Raw genomic sequence first — 19045 nt, forward strand, 5'->3', positions numbered from 1 at the left:
GGCATCTTGCGCGGCGTCCGGCTGATGCGCCGCGGCCGAGGGCACGATCGCCGGCAGTTCGGCGGAGAGTTCGTCGGGCAGCGGCGGCGTGGGCGGGACCTCCGGCACCGGGGGAATGCCCCACAGCGTGCGCGGACTGGCCAGCGTGGGCGCGTCGGACGTGCCGGACAGCACGCGCGCGTCGGACGCGCCGGGTGCGCCGAACACGCGCGTCATGCCCTGACTCATCGGCACGGTGCCCGCCACGCCCATCGTCATCGTGGCGCCCGCGTCGGCGCTTGGCGCGGCGCCGAACATGCCCGCGTCAGCGCCCGAAGAGCTTGCGCCAAAAGGGCGCACCACCTGCGTCTCCGTGCCCTCGGTCCTCGCACTGGTCCGTGCGTTCTGTGTGTTCTGTGTGTTCTGTGTGTTCTGCGCGGCGTTCCGCGCGCCCTGCAGCGGCGGCGCGGGCGGCATCTGCTGCGCGGGCGCTGGTGCGGGCGGCGCCGGTGGCATCGCCACCGTCACGATCGGCTGCTCCCCGCTCTCCGTATCCTCCTCGTTCCACGCGGCGTCCGAGGCGTCGGCCGTGATCGCGGCGAGCAGCTCGTCGGGCGTGCAGCGGTCCCCGGGACGCGGCGCCAGCGCGGCGCGGAAGGCCGCCATCGTGCGCGCGGGCAGTCCGGCCAGATTCGCGTTGCCGGATGCGGCGCGCTCCAGCACCGTCATCATCGGCTTGGTGCCGAACACCGGCGCGCCGGTGGCCGCGAACGCCAGCACGGCCGCGGTGCTCCACCAGTCGCTCGCCTCGTTCGACTCCGCGCCCTCGATGATCTCCGGCGCGATGAACCCCGGCGTGCCCATCACCAGCCCGGTGCGCGTCACGTGGCTCTCGCCCTCGCCCATCGCGATGCCGAAGTCCACCAGCACCGGTCCGCGCGCCGCCACCATCACGTTGGTGGGCTTGATGTCGCGGTGCACGATGCCCGCCCGGTGCACCGCCTTCACCGCGTCGATGAGCTTGGCCGCGAGCCGCTGCAGGTCCTCCGCCACGTATCGCCCGTTCGCGTTCACGTCGTCCCGGAGGTTGCGTCCGTCGATGAGCTCGGTGACGATGAACGCCAGCGCGTCGTCCAGCTCCATGTCCACGATCTGGCACACGCCGGGATGATGGATCCGGCGCATCGCCATCGCCTCGCGGCGCAGGCGCTCGCGTGCGGTCACGCTCTGCTTGAGGTCGTCGTCGCTGAGCGAATCGCGCAGGATCTTCATCGCGTACGTCTGTCCGCCGTCGTCCTGCGCGCGCCACACCGATCCCATCGCGCCCGCGCCCAGACGGGAGATCAGCGTGTAGCCGCCCACCATCGCCCCGGGGGCCAGATCCAGTGCATGTACGTCGCTCATGGTCTCCATTGTGGCACTGCCGCGCGGCGCGGCGTCCGGCGCGGGATACAGTGTTGCCATGGACGATGGCACGGAGAAGGTGACGGGCGCGGTCGACGCGGGGACCGCCGACGCGGAGGCGCGCGACGCGGAGGCGCGACTGGCGCGGGTGAGCGCGATCGAACGCGCGGCGCTGCTCGGCGGGGCGGGGAAGTGGACCACGCATGCCGTGCCGAACGCGCAGGTGCCGGCGATGACGCTGGCGGACGGACCGCACGGGGTGCGTCTGGAGCGCATGGACGCCGAGACGGACGGTGATGACTCGGGCGGCGCCGCGCACGCCAACGACACGCGCCCCTCGCTGCCCGCCACATGCTTCCCCACAGCGTCCGTCGTGGCGTGCTCGTGGGATCCGCGACTGGCCACGCTCATGGGCCAGACCATCGCCGCCGAGGCGCGCGCGCAGGGCGTGCACGTGCTGCTCGGCCCCGGCATGAACGTCAAGCGCTCGCCGCGGTGCGGACGCAACTTCGAGTACTACTCCGAGGACCCGCAGCTCGCCGGGCGCATGGCCGCCGGGTTCGTGGACGGCGTGCAGTCGCGCGGCGTGGCCGCCTGCCCCAAGCACTTCGCGGCCAACGGCCAGGAGCTGCGCCGCCAGAGCTCCGACTCGGTGGTGGACGAGCGCACGCTGCGCGAGCTGTACCTCACGGCGTTCGAGATCGCCGTGCGCGAGGCGCATCCGTGGGCGATCATGACCTCCTACAACCGCATCAACGGCACGTACGCGTTCGAGAACCGGCATCTGCTGCGCGACGTGCTGCGCGGCGAGTGGTCGTTCGACGGCATGGTCGTCTCCGACTGGGGCGGATCGAACGACGCGGTGGCCGCCGCGGCCGCGGGCGGATCGCTGGAGATGCCGTGCCCGGGGCTGGCGTCGGTGCGCGAGCTCGCGGCCGCGGTGCGCGACGGGCGGCTGGACGAGGCCGAGCTCACGGCGCGCGCGGCGGAGGTGGCGCGGTGCGCCGAACGGACCCATGCGGGGGATGCCGCGGGTACGGGGGAAGCCGCGGGTGTGGGAGATGGCGCGGGGGAGTCGCCGACCGATGCGCCGGCCGCGCTCTCCGCCGACGACCTCGCGATGCACCATCGCCTCGCCATGCGCGTGGCCGAGGAGTCCGCGGTGCTGCTGCGCAACGGCGACCCGCGATCGGTGGGCGCGCAGGCGGCGCAACCGCCGCTGCCGTTCGCCCACGGCACGCGCGTGGCGCTGGTGGGCGAGATGGCCGCGCGTCCGCGCTTCCAGGGCGGCGGATCGTCCCGCGTCAACGCCACGCGCGTCGAATCGCTGCGCGACGTGCTCGAGCAGGCGTCCGAGGGCGCGCTCGCGCTCGCGGCGTACGCGCAGGGGTATCGGGCGGGCGGCGCGGTCGCCGGCAGTGACGGGACCGCGGATGCCAAGAACACGGACACTGAGAACGCGGACGTCAAAAACACGGATGCCGCGCTGATCCGCGAGGCGTGCGCGCTGGCGGATCGCCCCGACGTGGACGCGATCGTGGCGTGCGTCGGCCTGGACGACCGCAGCGAGGCCGAGGGCGTGGACCGCGCCACGCTCGCCATGCCGCAGCCGCAGAACGATCTGATGGCGGCGCTCGCGGACGCGGCGCATCGCGCGGGCAAGCCGCTCGTGGCGGTGCTCACGGCCGGCTCCCCGGTGCTGCTGCCGTGGGCGGACGCGTGCGACGCGATCCTGTACGTGGGACTCGGCGGTCAGGCGGTCGCCGCGGCCACCGCGCGCCTGCTGTGCGGACTCGCCTCGCCGTCCGGGCGTCTGGCGGAGACGTGGCCGCTCGCGGAGGAGGACGTGCCGGTGCCGGACTATCCCGCGCGCGGCGAGCGGGCCGTGTACGCCGAGGGCATGCTCACGGGGTACCGCCACTACGTGACCGCCGGCGTGCCGGTGCGCTTCCCGTTCGGATTCGGCCTCACGTACACGCGGTTTGCGCTCTCGGACCTTGCGGTGGACGCGACCGGCGTGCAGGTGACGGTGACGAACGTGGGCGATCGCGCGGGCGCCGCGGTGCCGCAGCTGTACGTGGCGGCGCGGGGGAGCGACGCTGACGTTGCGGGCGGCGATGATGCTGCGGGCGCGGGCGCAGGTTCAGGCGCGGCCGACGGCAGCCCCGCGCGCGAGCTGCGCGGCTTCGCCAAGGTGTGGCTTGCGCCGGGGGAGTCCACGCGCGTGTCCATCGCGTTCGACCGGTACACGTTCCGCCGATGGGTTCCCGCGAAGGGCGTGGGCGGCGGCACGGACAATGTCGCCGCCGGCATGTGGCGCGACGACGCGATGGGCCGCACGGTGATCGTGGGCGAGGACTGCACGGACGTGCGCCTGACCGGCGTGACGCCCGGCAGCGAGGCGTCGCGCGCGCTGCGCGTGCTCGAAGGCACCACGCGCCTCGACGTGGACCTGCGCGCGCTCGCCAACGCGGCGCGCATCGCGGCCGGATCATCGGACGCCGAGACCCCGTCGCGCGCGGGCGCCGAAGCATCGCAGACCGAGGCGTCGCAAACCGAGACGTCACCCACGTCGTACGCCGATGCGTCGCACGCCGAATCCCCGAGCGCTGCGTCGGGGTCCGCGAGCCCTGCGCCGCCGACCCTCACGGTCAACTCGCCGTTCTCCGACTGGGCGCATTCGCCGAGCCGCGTCGCGCGCTGGTGGGCGCGCCGGCTGGAACGTCAGGCGCGCGAGGCGCAGGAACGCAACGGCGGCGTGCCGGACCTCGACGCGCTGTTCAAGCTCAACATGCCGCCGCGCGCGCTCGCCAAGCTGTCCGACGGTGCGGTGGATCCCGCCGCGGCCGCGAGCCTGGCGCGCATCGGCCAGGGACATGCGGTGCGCGGCGCGATCGGCTTCGCGTGGCACGTGCTGTGCAACCGCATCGCCAACGCCCGCATCCGCCGCGCCCTGCGCCGCCTCGGCGTCGACTGACCGCCCGCCCGTCGCAACGTTGCGCCGATCGACCACTTTGCGTCGCCTCGGCGGTGCCCCCGGACGGTCATCCGTCGCAACGTTGCGCCGATCGACCACTTTGGTGATGCCGGACGGCACTCTCGATGGTCATCCATCGCAACATTGCGATGAAAGACCGCCTTGGGACTGTCGGACAATGCCTTCGACGGTCGTTCGCGGCAACGTTGCGATGATCGACCACTTTGCGTCGCCCCGACGGTGCCTTCGACGGTCTTTCATCGCAACGTTGCGCCGATCGGCCATCGTACGGAGGTCCGGGGGCGTGCTCGATGGTCGTTCGTGGCAACGTTGCGATGATCGGCCACTTTGGAGGGGTCTGGTGGTGCCCTCGATGGTCGTTTATCGCAACATTGCGATCGTGGGACGGGGCCGCAGGGCAGGATCGTGGGACGGGGCCGCAGGGCAGGATCGCGGACAGGACCATGCGACGATGCGCGCGATGCAACATAGTGCAACACGACTTGCGAAAGTCGGAGGCCCGTGTATAGTGACTCTTGGCTCAAAGAAGAGTTATCTTCGAGAACCACCGAAAAAGCAAGACTGCTACGAAGGCGTTGCCAAGGTTTTGTCGATGAGTTTCGTGGCGGTACCACACAAGTGAACCCTTCACTACGGATCGTTCGGCACGTACCTGCCGATGAAAGGACAGCAATTATGGCAAACGTGGTATTCGAGCACGTCACTCGAATCTACCCGGGCAACGACAAGCCCTCGGTGGATGATCTGAATCTGGACATCAAGGACGGCGAGTTCCTCGTCCTCGTCGGCCCCTCTGGCTGCGGCAAGTCTACGACGCTTCGTATGCTCGCCGGCCTCGAGGAGGTCAACAAGGGCCGCATCCTCATCGGCGATAAGGACGTCACGACGATGCAGCCGAAGGACCGCGACATCGCCATGGTGTTCCAGAACTACGCACTGTACCCGCACATGACCGTGGCCGACAACATGGGCTTCGCCCTGAAGATCGCCGGCACCCCGAAGGACGAGATCCGCAAGCGCGTCGAGAAGGCCGCCGAGATCCTCGACCTGACCGAGTACCTGGACCGCAAGCCGAAGGCTCTGTCCGGTGGTCAGCGTCAGCGTGTGGCCATGGGCCGCGCAATCGTCCGTGAGCCGAAGGTCTTCCTCATGGATGAGCCGCTGTCCAACCTGGACGCCAAGCTCCGTGTGCAGACCCGTACGCAGATCGCCGCCCTGCAGCGTCAGCTCGGCGTCACCACCCTGTACGTGACCCACGATCAGACCGAGGCCCTGACGATGGGCGACCGCATCGCCGTCATCAAGCTCGGCATCCTGCAGCAGGTCGGCGCCCCGACCGAGCTGTACGATCGCCCGGCCAACGTCTTCGTCGCCGGCTTCATCGGCTCCCCGTCGATGAACCTGAACACCCACCCGGTGGTCAACGGCCGCGCGAAGATCGGCGAGGACACCATCGACCTGCCGGCCGAGGCCGTGAACAAGCTGACCGCCGAGGACAACAACGAGATCGTCGTGGGCTTCCGCCCCGAGGACGCCTCGCTGGCCGCCTCCACCGACCCGAACGCCTTCTCCCTGAAGGTCGTGAACGTCGAGGATCTCGGCTCCGACGGCTACATCTACGGCAACATCATCACCGACGGCTCCGCCATCGAGGAATCCCAGCTGATGTCTGATCAGAACAAGCTGACCACCGTCCGCGTTCCTCCGCGCCAGCTGCCGAAGGTCGGCGACGTGGTCAAGATCCACATCGACCCGGCCAAGATGCACCTCTTCGCTCCGTCGACCGAGCTGCGTCTGAACTAACCCAGGCTTCAAGGCGATTCTCTTCCTCTCTATCCGCCTTGCAAGTGACCCCCGCACAACCTAGTCGTGCGGGGGTTTTCCTTTATTCCGAGTACATTGGAGCGCATGATGACACCTGCAACCGACCTCAACCTGCTCGATCCGAGAGCCGCGAAGGCCACGTCCGTCAAGGCCGAGGACGAGACCGCGAACTCCAGCGAGCCCACCGCGCTCACCATCACCGCGGCAGTGTCGAACCCCAAGATGTTCACGCTCCCGTGGGAGCAGCCGCTGGCCACGTGGCCCAAGGACCTGCTCGCCAACCTCCCCCGAGGCATCTCCCGCCACGTGGTGCGCTTCGTGCGCGTGGGCAACGAGGTCTATGCCATGAAGGAGATCACGCGGCAGGTGGCCGAGCGCGAGTACGAGCTGCTGCGCCGACTGGAGAAGCTCGAACTGCCGTGCGTGTCCCCGGTGGCCGTGGTCACCGGCCGCCACAACCGCGAAGGCGAGCGTCTGGAGGCGATCCTCGTCACCAAGCACCTCAAGTTCTCGCTGCCGTACCGCGCGCTGTTCGCCCGCAACCTGCAGGCCGACACCGCCGAGCGCCTCATCGACGCCCTCGCCGTGCTCATGGTGCGCCTGCATCTGGCCGGCTTCTACTGGGGCGACGTCTCGCTCTCCAACGTCCTGTTCCTGCGTGACGCCTACGCGTTCTCCGCGTTCCTGGTGGACGCCGAGACCGGCGACCTGCACATCGCGCTCACCGAGGGCCAGCGCGAGTACGACATCGACCTTGCGCGCACCAACATCATCGGCGAGCTCATGGATCTGAGCTCCGGCAAGCTGCTGCCCGGCGACGTGGACGAGGTGGAGGTGGGCAACCGCCTTGTGGATCGCTACCATTCGCTGTGGAGCACGCTCACGGACACGGAGAAGTTCGGTCCGGACGAGATGTGGAAGATCGAGAAGCGCGTCAACAAGCTCAACGAGCTGGGCTTCGACGTGGACGAGCTGGAGATGAAGACCGCCGAGGACGGCAAGCGCGTGCTGGTGCGTCCGCGCGTGGTGGACGCCGGCTACGCCAACCGCAAGCTGCTGCGCCTCACCGGCCTGGACGTGCAGGAGAACCAGGCCCGCCGTCTGCTCAACGATCTGGATGCGTACCGCGCGTCCACGTGGCGCGAGGGCGAGGATCTGGAGATCGTGGCGACGGATTGGATGCGCGAGGTGTTCGAGCCGACCGTGCGCATGATCCCCAAGGAGTATCGTTCGCAGATCGAGCCCGCGCAGTTCTTCCACGAGGTGCTGGACCACCGCTGGTTCCTGGCGGAGAAGGCCGGTCACGACGTGCCGATGGCCGAGGCCGTGGAGAGCTACATCACCAACGTGCTGCCGAGCTACAAGATCGACTCCAAGACCATGGAACAGCTCAACGCCGAGGCCGATTCGGGCGTGATCGACGACGAGTCCTCCTACAACGATCCCGACGATCCGGACGCCGACTACAACCCGGACGACGATCCGGACGCGGCGGTGTGGAGCCACTGATCTGCTGAGCCGGTGAACAATCAAGCGAGGCCCGCACGTCATGTGCGGGCCTCGTCGTTTTCTTGGCCGTGCGTCACGCGGATCGCGGTGCTTGAAATCGGCTTGATTCCGCGGTTCTGCGGTAGCGCGGTCCGCGTGACGTGCGGTTCCTCCGTGTGACGCGGCTCGGGCGTCCCGTGTCACGTGGCGGTTGCGATCGGCTTGATTCCGCGGTTTCATGGCGATGCATGACGTGGGCCGGACGTCCCGCGTCGCGATGCGGGGACGCTGCCTGTGCGGCGTGCGAGGTGTGCGGTGCCTCCCCATTGCGGCTGCGACGGTCGTGTGCCGCGGTGTGTCATGCTGCCAATCCTTGGCATGCGAATTGCGATAGTTGGCAGATCTGCACTCTGACGGGCCTTTCAGGGCTTCTCAGCGTGTAGTTCTGCCGATTCCTGCAATATTCGTGCCTAGGATCGGCAGATTGGCGTCCGGTCAGCGCTGCCGGCGGTCGTTGCGGCTGCAGACGATCGTCGCGATGCCGAGCGCGGCGCCGTATGCCAGCAGCGCGCCCGCCATGATGGATCCGGCGATGAGATTGAGTGCCATGATGTCTCCTTTGACTACTGATTATTTGATTATTGGCCATTGCCTATGTGGCGCCTATGTGGCGCGGGATGCGGCGAATGTAGCGAATGCGGCGACCCGTCCGACGCGCCGCCTGAGCATGCGGATCGGACGGATCGCGCGCCGTGCATCAGCGCTGATGCACGGCGAATCGCACAGGAAGGAAGGAAAAGGAACGGGAAAAGATGAGAAGGAAAGATGGGAAGCAGACGCGCGGCAGGAGAAAGGGTGTTTGGGTCACCGCGCGCCCGCCGTCCCAAGTGCGGGAAAGGGGACGGGCCTTGCTGCCCGAGCCCGCTCTGCCTGAGTCTGAGTGGCGCCAACCGTGGTGGCGCGAATCCCGCTCGAGCTTTGCGGCCCGTCCCAGGAGACTGCCGATCTGCCGGTGCCGATGCCGGTTGACCGGCAGGTCGGCAGGCAAACAAACCGGCTCTACTTACTTGGCCTTACTTGGCCTTGGCCAGCGTCTCGTTGGCCTGGTCCACGAACTGCGTAGCGGCGTCGGCGGCGGAGATCTTGCCCATGAGCACGGACTCCTCGATGGTGCCGATGACGTCCTTGCCGTTCACCTTGGACGCGCCGGCCGGGGCGGGCGGGTTGATGGTGGACGAGTTCGGGGTGACCTCCTTGGTGAGGAACTCCACGGCCGCCTGATCGCTTTCGGACAGGTCGCCCTTGATCTTGTCGAGCATGTTGTTGTTCACCGGCAGGCCGCGGTCGGTGCCCATGATCTTCACGGGCTCCTCGTCGTTGGTGTACCAGTTGATGTACTTGGCTGCCAGGTCCTTGTGCTTGGACATCTTGCTGATGGCCCAGAACTGGCCGGGCTTCACGTAGCCCGCCTTGGCCACGTCGGCCGCGGGCCACGGGTAGAGCTTGATCGTGGGGTTGTCGTTGCCGGCGGCGGCCTTCTGGAACGCGCCGAGCTGGGTTGCGAACTTGAAGGAGACCCAGGAGCGCGAGCCCGGATCGGTGCCGTAGACCAGCGGATCCTGCTCCACGGAGCTGGCGTCCAGCGAGGCGAAGACGCCGGTGTCGAGGTGCCAGCCTTCCTTGATGCCGTCCTCGTAGACCTTGAAGTAGTCCTCCACGTCGGCCGCGGTCACGCCGAGCTTGCCGTCGTTGTTGCCGTAGAGCACCTTGCCCTTGCCGCGCAGCGTGTATTCGAGCAGGTCCACGCCGTCGTAGTAGCGGAAGTTGGTGCGGTATCCGGTCTTCTCGTAGACCTGCCTGGCGATGTCCTTGAACTGGTCCACGGTCATGTGCTCCGGCAGCGTGATGCCCGCCTGGTCGAGCACGGTCTGGTTGACCAGCATGGCCGGCGACGACGATCCGGAGGAGATGGCGTACTGCTTGCCGCCCAGCTGCCCGGACGCGAGCACGCCCTTGTCGATGCCGTCGGTCTTGATGGTGCCGTTGGCGATGTAGTCGTCCAGCGGCTCCAGCAGGCCGTTGTCCACGTACTGCTGCAGGTAGGAGTAGTCCATGGCGATGACGTCCGGCATGGACTTGCCGGCGGCGCTGACCTGCAGCTTGGACCAGTAGTCGCCCCACTGCGATGCCTGGCCGTTGACCTTGACGCCGCTGTTGGCGTTCTGGAATGCGTCGTCGACCTTGGTCATCTTGTCGTTGCGCGACTGGTTGCCCCACCATGCCACGGTGATCTCGTTGCCGCCGCCGTCCTTGGCGTCGTTCGAGGATCCGCAGGCGCCCACTGCGAACACCATCGCGCCGGCCGCGCCGATCGCGACCGCCTTGGCGAGCGTCTTTCCGGCTGCCGTGCCGATCGTCCTGTGCTTCATCTCGTCGTCCTTTCTCTGCCGACTGCCTCATTGCATGCCCCGCTGCTTCGCGGGTCCCCGCAGTGGCGAATCGGTCTGCGAGGTGACTCTCACTATAGAGTTTAAGCGCTTAAACAACAAGTTGAAGCGCTTAAATAAGCAAGATACGATAGCCTCGACGTCCGTTTCCGCCGTTTGTTCCCTTTTCTTGCTGCCGCGCGACCTGATCGACCTGATCGGATCGACCTGCCCTGCCTGCGCCCACTTGATCAGACCGACGACCGACGTGCCCGGCCGCTCGCGCCGCCGTTCGTTTCGCCCCGCGGTTTCGACGCCCCGGTCGGGAACGATCGCCCATTCAGCGCCGGTCGGCCACCGACCCCAGATCCGTCATCGCGGCGTGCACGAGCCGCTGGGCGGAGGGGTGTCCCGGGTCGGCGATGCGGTCGGCCAGCATGTCCACGGCCGCCTTGGCGAGCACGCGCGAATCGGCGCGGATCGACGTGAACGGGATGCGCAGGCTTTCCGCAAGCCGCGCGGGCACGATCGCCATCACCGAAAGATCCCGCGGCACCGCGCATCCGCGCCGCTGCAGCACCTGCGACGCGCCGATCGTCGCCGCGTCGTTGTGGATGATCATCGCCGTCGCCTCGGGCCAGCGGTCCAGCGCACGGTCGATCACGTCGGCGGAGCCGTCCGTGGCGTTCGCGTCGATGCTGTTCGCATCCGCGTTGTCCGCGCCGTCCGCCTGTCCGGCATCGTCCCCGTCGGCGATCACGTGCAGCGTCATGCCCCGCGCCTCCGCCGCACGCCGCGCCTCCGTGCCGAACAGCGTCACGTACTGCACGCCGCGCCGCTCGAGCCGCGACGCGTCCGCCACCAGCACCACGTCACGATGCCCGTGATCGTACAGGCATGCGATCGCCTCGTCGGCCGCGGCCGCGAAGTCCGTGTACACGCCGTCGAGCGAGGGGAGCGCGGCGGAGGCGGAACCTCCGTCGGGCAGCGGACCCATGAGCACCGCGGGCAGCCCGGCGTCGCGCAGCACGGGCAGGCGCGGGTCGTCGCGCTCGGCGTCCATGAGGATCACGCCGTCCACCTTCTTCATGGCCACGGCCTTGCGCAGCGTGGTCATCTCGTCGTAGGCGTCGGTGAGGAGCAGCGTGTCGTAGCCGCGCGCGTTGGCGTTGGTGGCGTAGTCGCACAGGAATGAACTGAGCGAGAGGGAGAATCCCGCGGCCTTGTACGACGGCACCACGATGCCGATCGTCCCGGTGCGCGAGCTTGCCAGATTGCGCGCGGTCTGGTTCACCTCGTAGCCGAGCTTGGCGATCGCGGCGCGTACCTTCGCGGCGGTGGGGGCGGAGATCTGCCGGCTGCCGGACACCACGTACGACACGGTCGCCGCCGACACCCCCGCCTCGCGCGCCACGTCCGCCATCGTCACCATGTGTGCCTCCCTGAGTGTTGCTGCCCGCGACGCGCCCGTCGCCTCGCCGCGTGGGCCGTCCCGCCCGGCATGCCGCATTGCTACCTCGCAGTGTAGTTGAAGCGCTTCACCATGTCACGCGCCGCGGTGCCTCCCGCCACTGCGACCGCTACGGTCGTGTACCGCGGTGTGTCATGCTGCCGATCCTTGGCATGTAAATTGCGATAGTTGGCAGATCTGCACTCTGGCAGACCTTCCAGGGCTTCTCAGCGTGTAGTTCTGCCAATTCCTGCAATATTCATGCCTAGGATCGGCAGATTGGCGCGCGGCCCGGTGGTGCGCGGCCCGGTGGCGCGCGTACGGCCCGGTGGTGCGCGGCGGGCGGCCTGTGTGGCGTGCAGGTGTGTGGCGTGTGAGGTGCGGGTGCGTGCGGCACGCGGCAGGCGAATGACGACAACTGACAGCAAACGTTTGCAATTGCAGTACGGATGAATGAATGGCACATTCGCATGATGCCCAACGGCGTCCGATCGAGTTCGGATGCGCATGCGTTGTGTGCCCGACGCCGTCGCAACACGCCAAAATCGTTGCGGTATCAAGCATGATTCCGTGTATACTGGTGCTCGAAGAGCATCCAACGGCATGGGTCAACGACGAAGGTGTCACGTTGGGAGGGATCATGAGCATCAGGAATCGTGGACGCCATAGGCGTCATGTAGTGCAAACGTTCGCATCAATGGCGTCGGGGCGTGCCGCCACGCTCGCGTCGGCGGTCGTCTCGATGGTCGCGGCCGTCGCGATGCTGCTGTGCGCCTCGCTGGTCGTCGGCACCGCATCGGCGGGGGAGGGCGCCACCTCCACCGTCACCAGCCTCGCGGCGCGATGGATCAAGACGTCCGGCACCATCGACCCGGACACCGGGCAGATCACGTTCACACCGACCAGCTATGACGAGACCCTCTCCGCCACCGCCCAGTTCGACCTCACCTCGTCCGGTCAGTCCAGCGCCGGCGGCGGCGAGACCATCCCCGCGGGCGATCTCCAATGGCGCATCCCCGCCCACCTGTTCACCGGACGCGACGGCAAGCCCACCGGCAGCGCACAGCTGCCCGTCCCCGAAGCGCCCGAATACAACACCGGCACCGGTCTGCAGTACACCTACGACGACGCCACCGACGAATACGTCGTCACCAACGCCATCGACGTCCCGGCGGCCAACACCTTCAGCATCCAGGTCACCTACACGGCCACGGCCGGCGACGTGCCGGACAAGGACACCACGCCGGACAAGGACTACGCCGGCAAGGGCACCGGCTCCATCACCTCCAGCGCCACCATCAACGGCAGTGACGAGACCAAGACCACCCCGCCGATCACCGCGACCAACGACACCGGCATCATCATCTCCAGCATTTTCAAGTATTACGACAGCATGGGCGAGACCGAGGACTTCCTGCCCAGCGACTGGGTAGACAGCGGCGCATACGTCGACGGCTACCGCTACGTGAAGTGGAAGGTCACGCTTTCCGCTACCGGCGCCCAGCCAGGCACCGCCGAAATCACCGACACCATCACCGACAACCTGGGCGGCGGCGTGCTCGGTCTGCTGAACGCCGCCGGAACTCCCATAAGCAACGCATGGGACACGGGGCCTTACACGGTCAACATCACGCCCGGCACCACCTACACCTACTACGTGGTCACCTACTACGACGGCGAATCGCTGCCCACGGACGAAAGCTACACCTTCGAGAACAGCGTGACCGGCACGGTCACCGGCAAGGACGACGGCGTCACCACCGAGAAAAGCGACACCGCCGACCAGGAGATCAAGAACAACTCCTTCTCGTACGACGGCGACATCTACCGCCTCGACAAATCCTGCGGCGACTACTACTCGAACGACGAAGACTTCGACCACCCCACCACCGAATGCACCATCACAGGCGGCCTCACCGCACTGGACATCGGCAAAGCCGTACATCCCACCATGTTCAAAAACCACTACGCCGCCCGGACCTACGGCCTGACCACCGCAGCGGGCAGCGCGAGCGGCGGCGAGTCATACACGGCACCCACCGACCAATCCGAATACGGTCAGAAAACCGTACGCCATGAATTCATCGACGACAACTTCCTCTTCGGCGAGGAATACCCGCGCCAGATGGAACAGGGCGGCACCGAACCGGACCGCCAAGGCGACCCGACCCTCCCCACGCAAGGCTACGCCAAACTGCAGCCCGACGACTTCTACATCGACTCGATCACCATCCCCACGGGCTGCTCGGAAACACAATCAAGCTACTGCGACACGTCGGACGTCGAGTTCAGCGAATCGTCACGCGGCTGGACGGTATACGACTGGGGGCAGGACGACACCGGCAACTGGGGACTGGCCGTGCGAGACCCCTGGACCGATTACCAGAACAAGGATTCCGACAAACTGCACCTCTACGGCCTGAGCGCCACATGGAATTACGATACCGAGCAATGGGCCACCGCATGGAAACCCATCAGCGGCAACCTCGGCTATGCCGACGGCGGCGTCAACGAAATGGCGATGGCCAACGGAGCCACCTGGCAGCTCAACCCCTTCGACCATTTCATCGCCATCAAGGCCGTGTACGAATCCAAGACCGCAGCCGCCGTGGAGCTCAACCTGGGCGTGAGAATCACGCTCACCACCAGCGACCACATCAAGACGCTGCTCAAGAAACTCAACGGCGACAACACCGCGGCGACCGACGAACTGCGCGACGACTACGTGACGCTCACCGACTACAACACGCTGGTGGTGCGCACGCAGGACCAGATCGAGCAAGGTAAGAACAGCATCGCCGGCTTCGACTGGCGGCAGATCACCGGAAACGATTACGGCGCCTGCACGCCCTATGGGAGCGACGACGACGAGTGGCGGTTCGAAGGCTATCACGGCCTGTTCAACGTGGAACCGTTCAACAGCGACGAACAATACTACGACTACAACACCTCATACGGACGTTCCGGACCACCATGGATGAATACGACGACCGGAGCGCCCATCTGCCACGCCAGAGCCATACAGCGCCTGACGCCGTTCGCCATGGAATCCATCAAGGGCAAAACCGTCGACGGCGACTGGACGAGCGACGACGTCAACGGCCGCGTCAAGATCCCCTACAAGGTCACCATGGGCGAAACCGGCGACTACGGCAAGGAGTACATGAACAAGAACTGGGCCACCCCGCAGCAGCGCGGCACGTTCTACGACCTGCTGCCCGCCGGCGTGACGCCCGACGTGGACAGCGTGAAGGTCACCGCCGTGGACGACGCGACCGCCATGACCATTCTCTCCGCGAAGACCTACCCCAACTACCGCGGATCCGGACGCACGCTGCTGCGGGTGGAGGCCAAAGCGCCCGACGGCTACACCAACCTGCGGTACACCAACGGCGACGTCGGCAAATCCACGATGACGCTGCGGTTCGACTCGTACATCAGCTGGCAGGACGCCAACGACCTCGGCTACAACGACAATGCCAAGAGCCTGCACAACGTGGTGGCCTACGAGACCTACAACGCCGGCATCGCCGACGGCGACGACAACGATGACCTGACCGGATTGTCTAACGCCGTGCTCGGCGACGACTGGAGCGACGACGAACGCGCCGCCATGCGCAAGCTCGACACCATGAACACACACTTCACGTTCCTGTATGCGTCGTACGCCATCACCATCGACTTCAACACGGTCGCCTCATCCGGCCTGGAGAAGCACGTGCGCGGCGGCACGCAGATCGACTGGACCAACGGCATGAACAACGAGGTGACGGTGCGCGCGGCTGGGCAGTACGAGTATCGTCTGCGCTACACGCCCATGACCGGCACCACCGCGCACGGCATCGTGCTCTACGACTCGCTGGAGAACTACCTGAGCTCGGACACGTCGTCGTCGGCCACGGCGGTCGACGAGAACACGCCGCGCTGGCGCGGCACGTTGAGCAGCGTGAACGTGCAGCAGGCCATCGACCACGGCTTCGCGCCCAAGGTGTACTGCTCCAAGGTTGCCGACCTGGACCTGTTCGGGCCAAGCGGCTCCGCCAACGAGGCGAACCGCGACCTGACGGACACCGCGATCTGGGAGGACTGCACGCCGCCCGCCGTGGGGGACGAGGCCGACCACGGCACCTACGACTATGCCAAGGTCAAGGCCGTGGCGATCGACCTGAGCCGGGCCGCGGACGGTGGCGAGGCGAAGCTCGCGGGCGGCTCGTCCGTGCAGGTGACGCTCGTGATGACCGCGCCCAGCAATCCGACCGAGGTGGCCGGATACGTGGACGCCGACGCGCACGCCTACAACGGCACGCATGTGAAGACCACCACCGCCGGTGTTGGCGGCTCGGGCGGTTCGGGTGCGGGCGGCGCTGAGGCCACCGCCGTGAGCGACATCGACTTCGGCTACACGCGCGTGGGGCTGGTGGGCGACGCCGCGACGTTCACGTTCACCAAGGTGGACGGGTCGGATTCCTCCGCGACCAGGCCGCTTGCCGGCGCCACGTTCGCGATCTACCGATGGGTCGGCTCCGGTTCGGCGCCCACGAGCGGACTCATCGATCCGGATGCGATCGCCTCTGGTGGCGGCGCGTCCGATTGGAGGCGCGTGGGCGAGGCCAAGACCAGCGGCGACGACGGCTCGGTGGCGCTCGGCGGCCTGATGGTCGGCACGTACCGACTGGTGGAGACCGAGGCGCCGAGCGGCTTCGCGCTGCCCGACTGCCAGTGGACGATCACGGTGACCGCACCGTACCAGGGCAGCAGCAAGCTCGTCATCCACGATCCGACCGTGGTCAGGGCCGCGGTCGCCGCGTCAGGTTCCGCGTCAGGCTCTGCATCGGCCGCCGCCTCGAGCACGAGTGTCGGCACGGACGTCGGCGCGACCATCGGCGCAGAATCGGGCGACGATGCGCGCAGCAACCCCGCGTTCTCGAAGGCGTCCGGCACCTACGTCCTCGCCAACTATCCGGTCCCGCACGTCGCGCTGCCGGAGACGGGCGGCTCCGGGGTGCGGCAGCTCCTGACCGCCGGCGGCATCATGTCCGTGCTCGGCGGTGTCTGCCTCGCGCTCCTGCACGCCTCCCGCGCCCGTGGCGGCGCCCGCGCCTACGGTCGACGCGCGGAATGAGCGGATCGGACGCGGCCCGTCCGTCCCGCGTCCGTCTCACCCCGCCCCGGTTGTTTGCTCGACTCAGCCGTCCCGCGTCCGCCATGCGGCCCGCGCCTCCTGACCCGCGCAGATTGAGCAGATCCAGTGCCGGTTTTGCACATAATGAGCAGATTCAGTTCCTGACAGGCCTCAAACAGGCCTCAGCGCACTGGATTTGCTCATTCTGCGAATCCGATCGCGCATAATGAGCAGATCGGATGCGTCCCGCGCCGCCTCCGCGTTCGTCTGTGTCGACCCATCCCGCGTCTGTCTTGCCCTGTCCCCGGCTGTCTGCCCGACTCAGCTATCCCGCGTCCGCCCGTGACCACGCCGTCTCGCCTACGCCTACACCCCGTCGTGTCCGCCATGCGGCCCGCCGACCATGCTGCGGAATCTCCGGAACCGTGCGCCCGTGCCGTTTTCCAATGCTCCGTATGTCTCGGGGGGGGTATGCGTTGAAGCAGATCTGCTTTGGGTCGGGCCAGCGTGGGACCGTTCCTTCCGTGCGTTGACGGATGGGGTAGATGTGTCGTTCGTGATGCCGGAGGCCAGTGTGGGTCCCTCTGCCGGGCGGTGTGGTTGTGCTTGGCGGGGGTGTGGAGAGGCTGAGCGAGAAGGAGCTTGCCATGAACGGGAACGGAAGACACAGGGCGGAACGGGGCGCGCCGGCGCGCAGCGTATGGCGCGTGCTGATGGGCATGCTGCTGGCGGTGGCCACGCTGATGGCGATGGCCCTGCCGATGAGCGCCGTCTATGCGGCCGACGGCGACGACGCCAACTGCGCAGCCACCACGCTGCCGGTGAAGAGGGATGGCACGTCGGTGACGTGGAGCGAGGTGCGCGACTACATCGATGCGAACTTCACCGGCTCCAAGGTGTTCGCCGACGCGGTGTATGACGCGATCTGCACGTCGGGGCAGGATTTCTCGCGGAAGGATTACGGCGATAGGCATAATACGACACTGCGTACTGCGGAGGATGTGATTAGGAATTACGGTATTTTCGATAGTCGTAATACCGTGCTTACGCTTACCAAACCACTGGAGGATGGTGCTGTACTGACTGGTATCGGGCAGCTACGGTACGTGTCCACATTGAATGTGAAGGATGTCGGCAATCATAAAGGATTGGATTTTCTGGAGGATGCCTATGAGCCAATTGCGGGAAGTCGTCCCACTGAGAAGGATCCGATGGGTCCTGCGGCCGTCGTGGAGAATATTGCGATCACCGAGTTGCCGCAAAATCCATATGCATTGAATCTGCCGAGGACTATTGGTGCTAACAATCACTATTTCCCGACAACGGCTTATAATAGTTTGTTAGTTTCGATTCTACGTAGGCCTGGTGGTGCAAAATCCACGACGGTAAACATCGATACGGCGTTGACTGGTCGTGATGGGACTCCCGTGGAACTGGGAACCTCGGTTGTAGCGGCGTCCACCGCTGATACGTCTTTTACTGCCGCGGCCGATGTAGTCTACCCCACCGAAACGAATATGGTTTGGAACGATGACTTTGGTTGTGATCCTTGGAGGGTCAGTTCTTGTCCGCAAACCGAGGGTGATAGTTTCCAAGCTTCCGGTAATCATCTTACCGTGACGATTCCCTCCGATGTTTCGGACAATAAAACCTATTGGTCTAGGCTTGCTTTTTCTTTAATATACAAGTTCTATTCGAATACGGTTATGGACCAAACATCCGTTGATTATTTCTATCGCACGAGCGCCGAATATCTGAATCGTGTAACGGTATCTGGTTCTCAGATGGTGATCTCAGGTGCACGTGTAAAGAAGGTCGACAAGGATGATCCATCGAAGGGTTTGAACGGTGCAACGTTCGAACTCTATGCGGATTCGGGAGGTACTCAGAAGGCAAAGCAGGCTGATCTAACCACTGACGGTAAGCCGCAGTTCAATGCGGATGGGTCTTTGGCGGTGATAGAAACCGGCACGTACACATCAGGGAATGTAGAGGGTACGGATGGTGTGGTCGTCCTTGATAACCTGCTGCCAGGTACATATTATCTTAAGGAGGTCACTCCTCCAGATGGTTATACGGCTGTCTCCGATCAGCTTATTCCGGTGATCGTCGAAGATGTGGATACTAAGACTCCGGAAGTCACTGGTGGAGAAAGCGCGGAGGCTGAAGTCGCCAAGGACGGAGCAACCGTTCAGGCCCGCGCTGATAAGTTTGAGGGATATCGGCGCTTCGCATTTTGGTGTGTATGGGTGGTGGTTTAGAGGTGGGTCTGGATGGCTTGTCCGAATCCGCCTGTGTGGAGCAGGCTTCTGGTGATGTAGTTGTCGAGATTGCGGAAGCCGAGGGCGATGCCC

General features: G+C 66.1%; 7 protein-coding genes and 1 pseudogene. 5 read left to right on the top strand and 3 right to left on the bottom strand.

From position 1 onward, the window contains the following. Positions 1-717: 717 nt before the first annotated feature. Positions 718-1443: pseudogene (locus G1C96_RS10460) on the bottom strand (serine/threonine-protein kinase); the annotation flags it as partial. Here G1C96_RS10460 and G1C96_RS08255 point away from each other — a divergent pair. From G1C96_RS08255 to G1C96_RS08265, 3 genes are all read left to right on the top strand, one after another. Continuing rightward, a complete protein-coding gene (locus G1C96_RS08255; RefSeq protein WP_169276111.1) occupies positions 1442-4360 on the top strand; it encodes a beta-glucosidase family protein in 2919 nt (972 codons plus the stop codon). The pseudogene G1C96_RS10460 and the gene G1C96_RS08255 sit on opposite strands and share 2 nt — an antisense overlap. Positions 4361-5056: 696 nt before the next feature. Beyond that, positions 5057-6184 (top strand): ABC transporter ATP-binding protein, encoded by a 1128-nt coding sequence (locus G1C96_RS08260; RefSeq protein WP_169276112.1) that lies wholly within the window; start codon positions 5057-5059, stop codon positions 6182-6184. 108 nt (positions 6185-6292) lie between these two features. Further along, a complete protein-coding gene (locus G1C96_RS08265; RefSeq protein ID WP_169276123.1) occupies positions 6293-7714 on the top strand; it encodes a DUF4032 domain-containing protein in 1422 nt (473 codons plus the stop codon). A 1052-nt stretch (positions 7715-8766) separates the two neighbouring features. On the opposite strand, the gene G1C96_RS08270 is transcribed toward G1C96_RS08265, so the two are convergent. Next, positions 8767-10122, bottom strand: coding sequence for an ABC transporter substrate-binding protein (locus G1C96_RS08270; protein WP_169276113.1), 1356 nt, complete (start codon positions 10120-10122; stop codon positions 8767-8769). A 337-nt stretch (positions 10123-10459) separates the two neighbouring features. Next, positions 10460-11629 (bottom strand): LacI family DNA-binding transcriptional regulator, encoded by a 1170-nt coding sequence (locus G1C96_RS08275; protein WP_277347692.1) that lies wholly within the window; start codon positions 11627-11629, stop codon positions 10460-10462. Between the two features lie 637 nt (positions 11630-12266). Between G1C96_RS08275 and G1C96_RS08280 the strand changes: the two genes are divergently transcribed. After that, on the top strand, positions 12267-16691 hold the full coding sequence (locus tag G1C96_RS08280; RefSeq protein WP_169276115.1) for a prealbumin-like fold domain-containing protein: 4425 nt from the start codon (positions 12267-12269) through the stop codon (positions 16689-16691). A gap of 647 nt (positions 16692-17338) precedes the next feature. Next, positions 17339-18952 (top strand): prealbumin-like fold domain-containing protein, encoded by a 1614-nt coding sequence (locus G1C96_RS08285; protein ID WP_169276116.1) that lies wholly within the window; start codon positions 17339-17341, stop codon positions 18950-18952. Positions 18953-19045 lie beyond the last annotated feature (93 nt).

Origin of the sequence: Bifidobacterium moraviense (assembly GCF_012932365.1) — a bacterium.
Classification (GTDB): domain Bacteria; phylum Actinomycetota; class Actinomycetes; order Actinomycetales; family Bifidobacteriaceae; genus Bifidobacterium; species Bifidobacterium moraviense.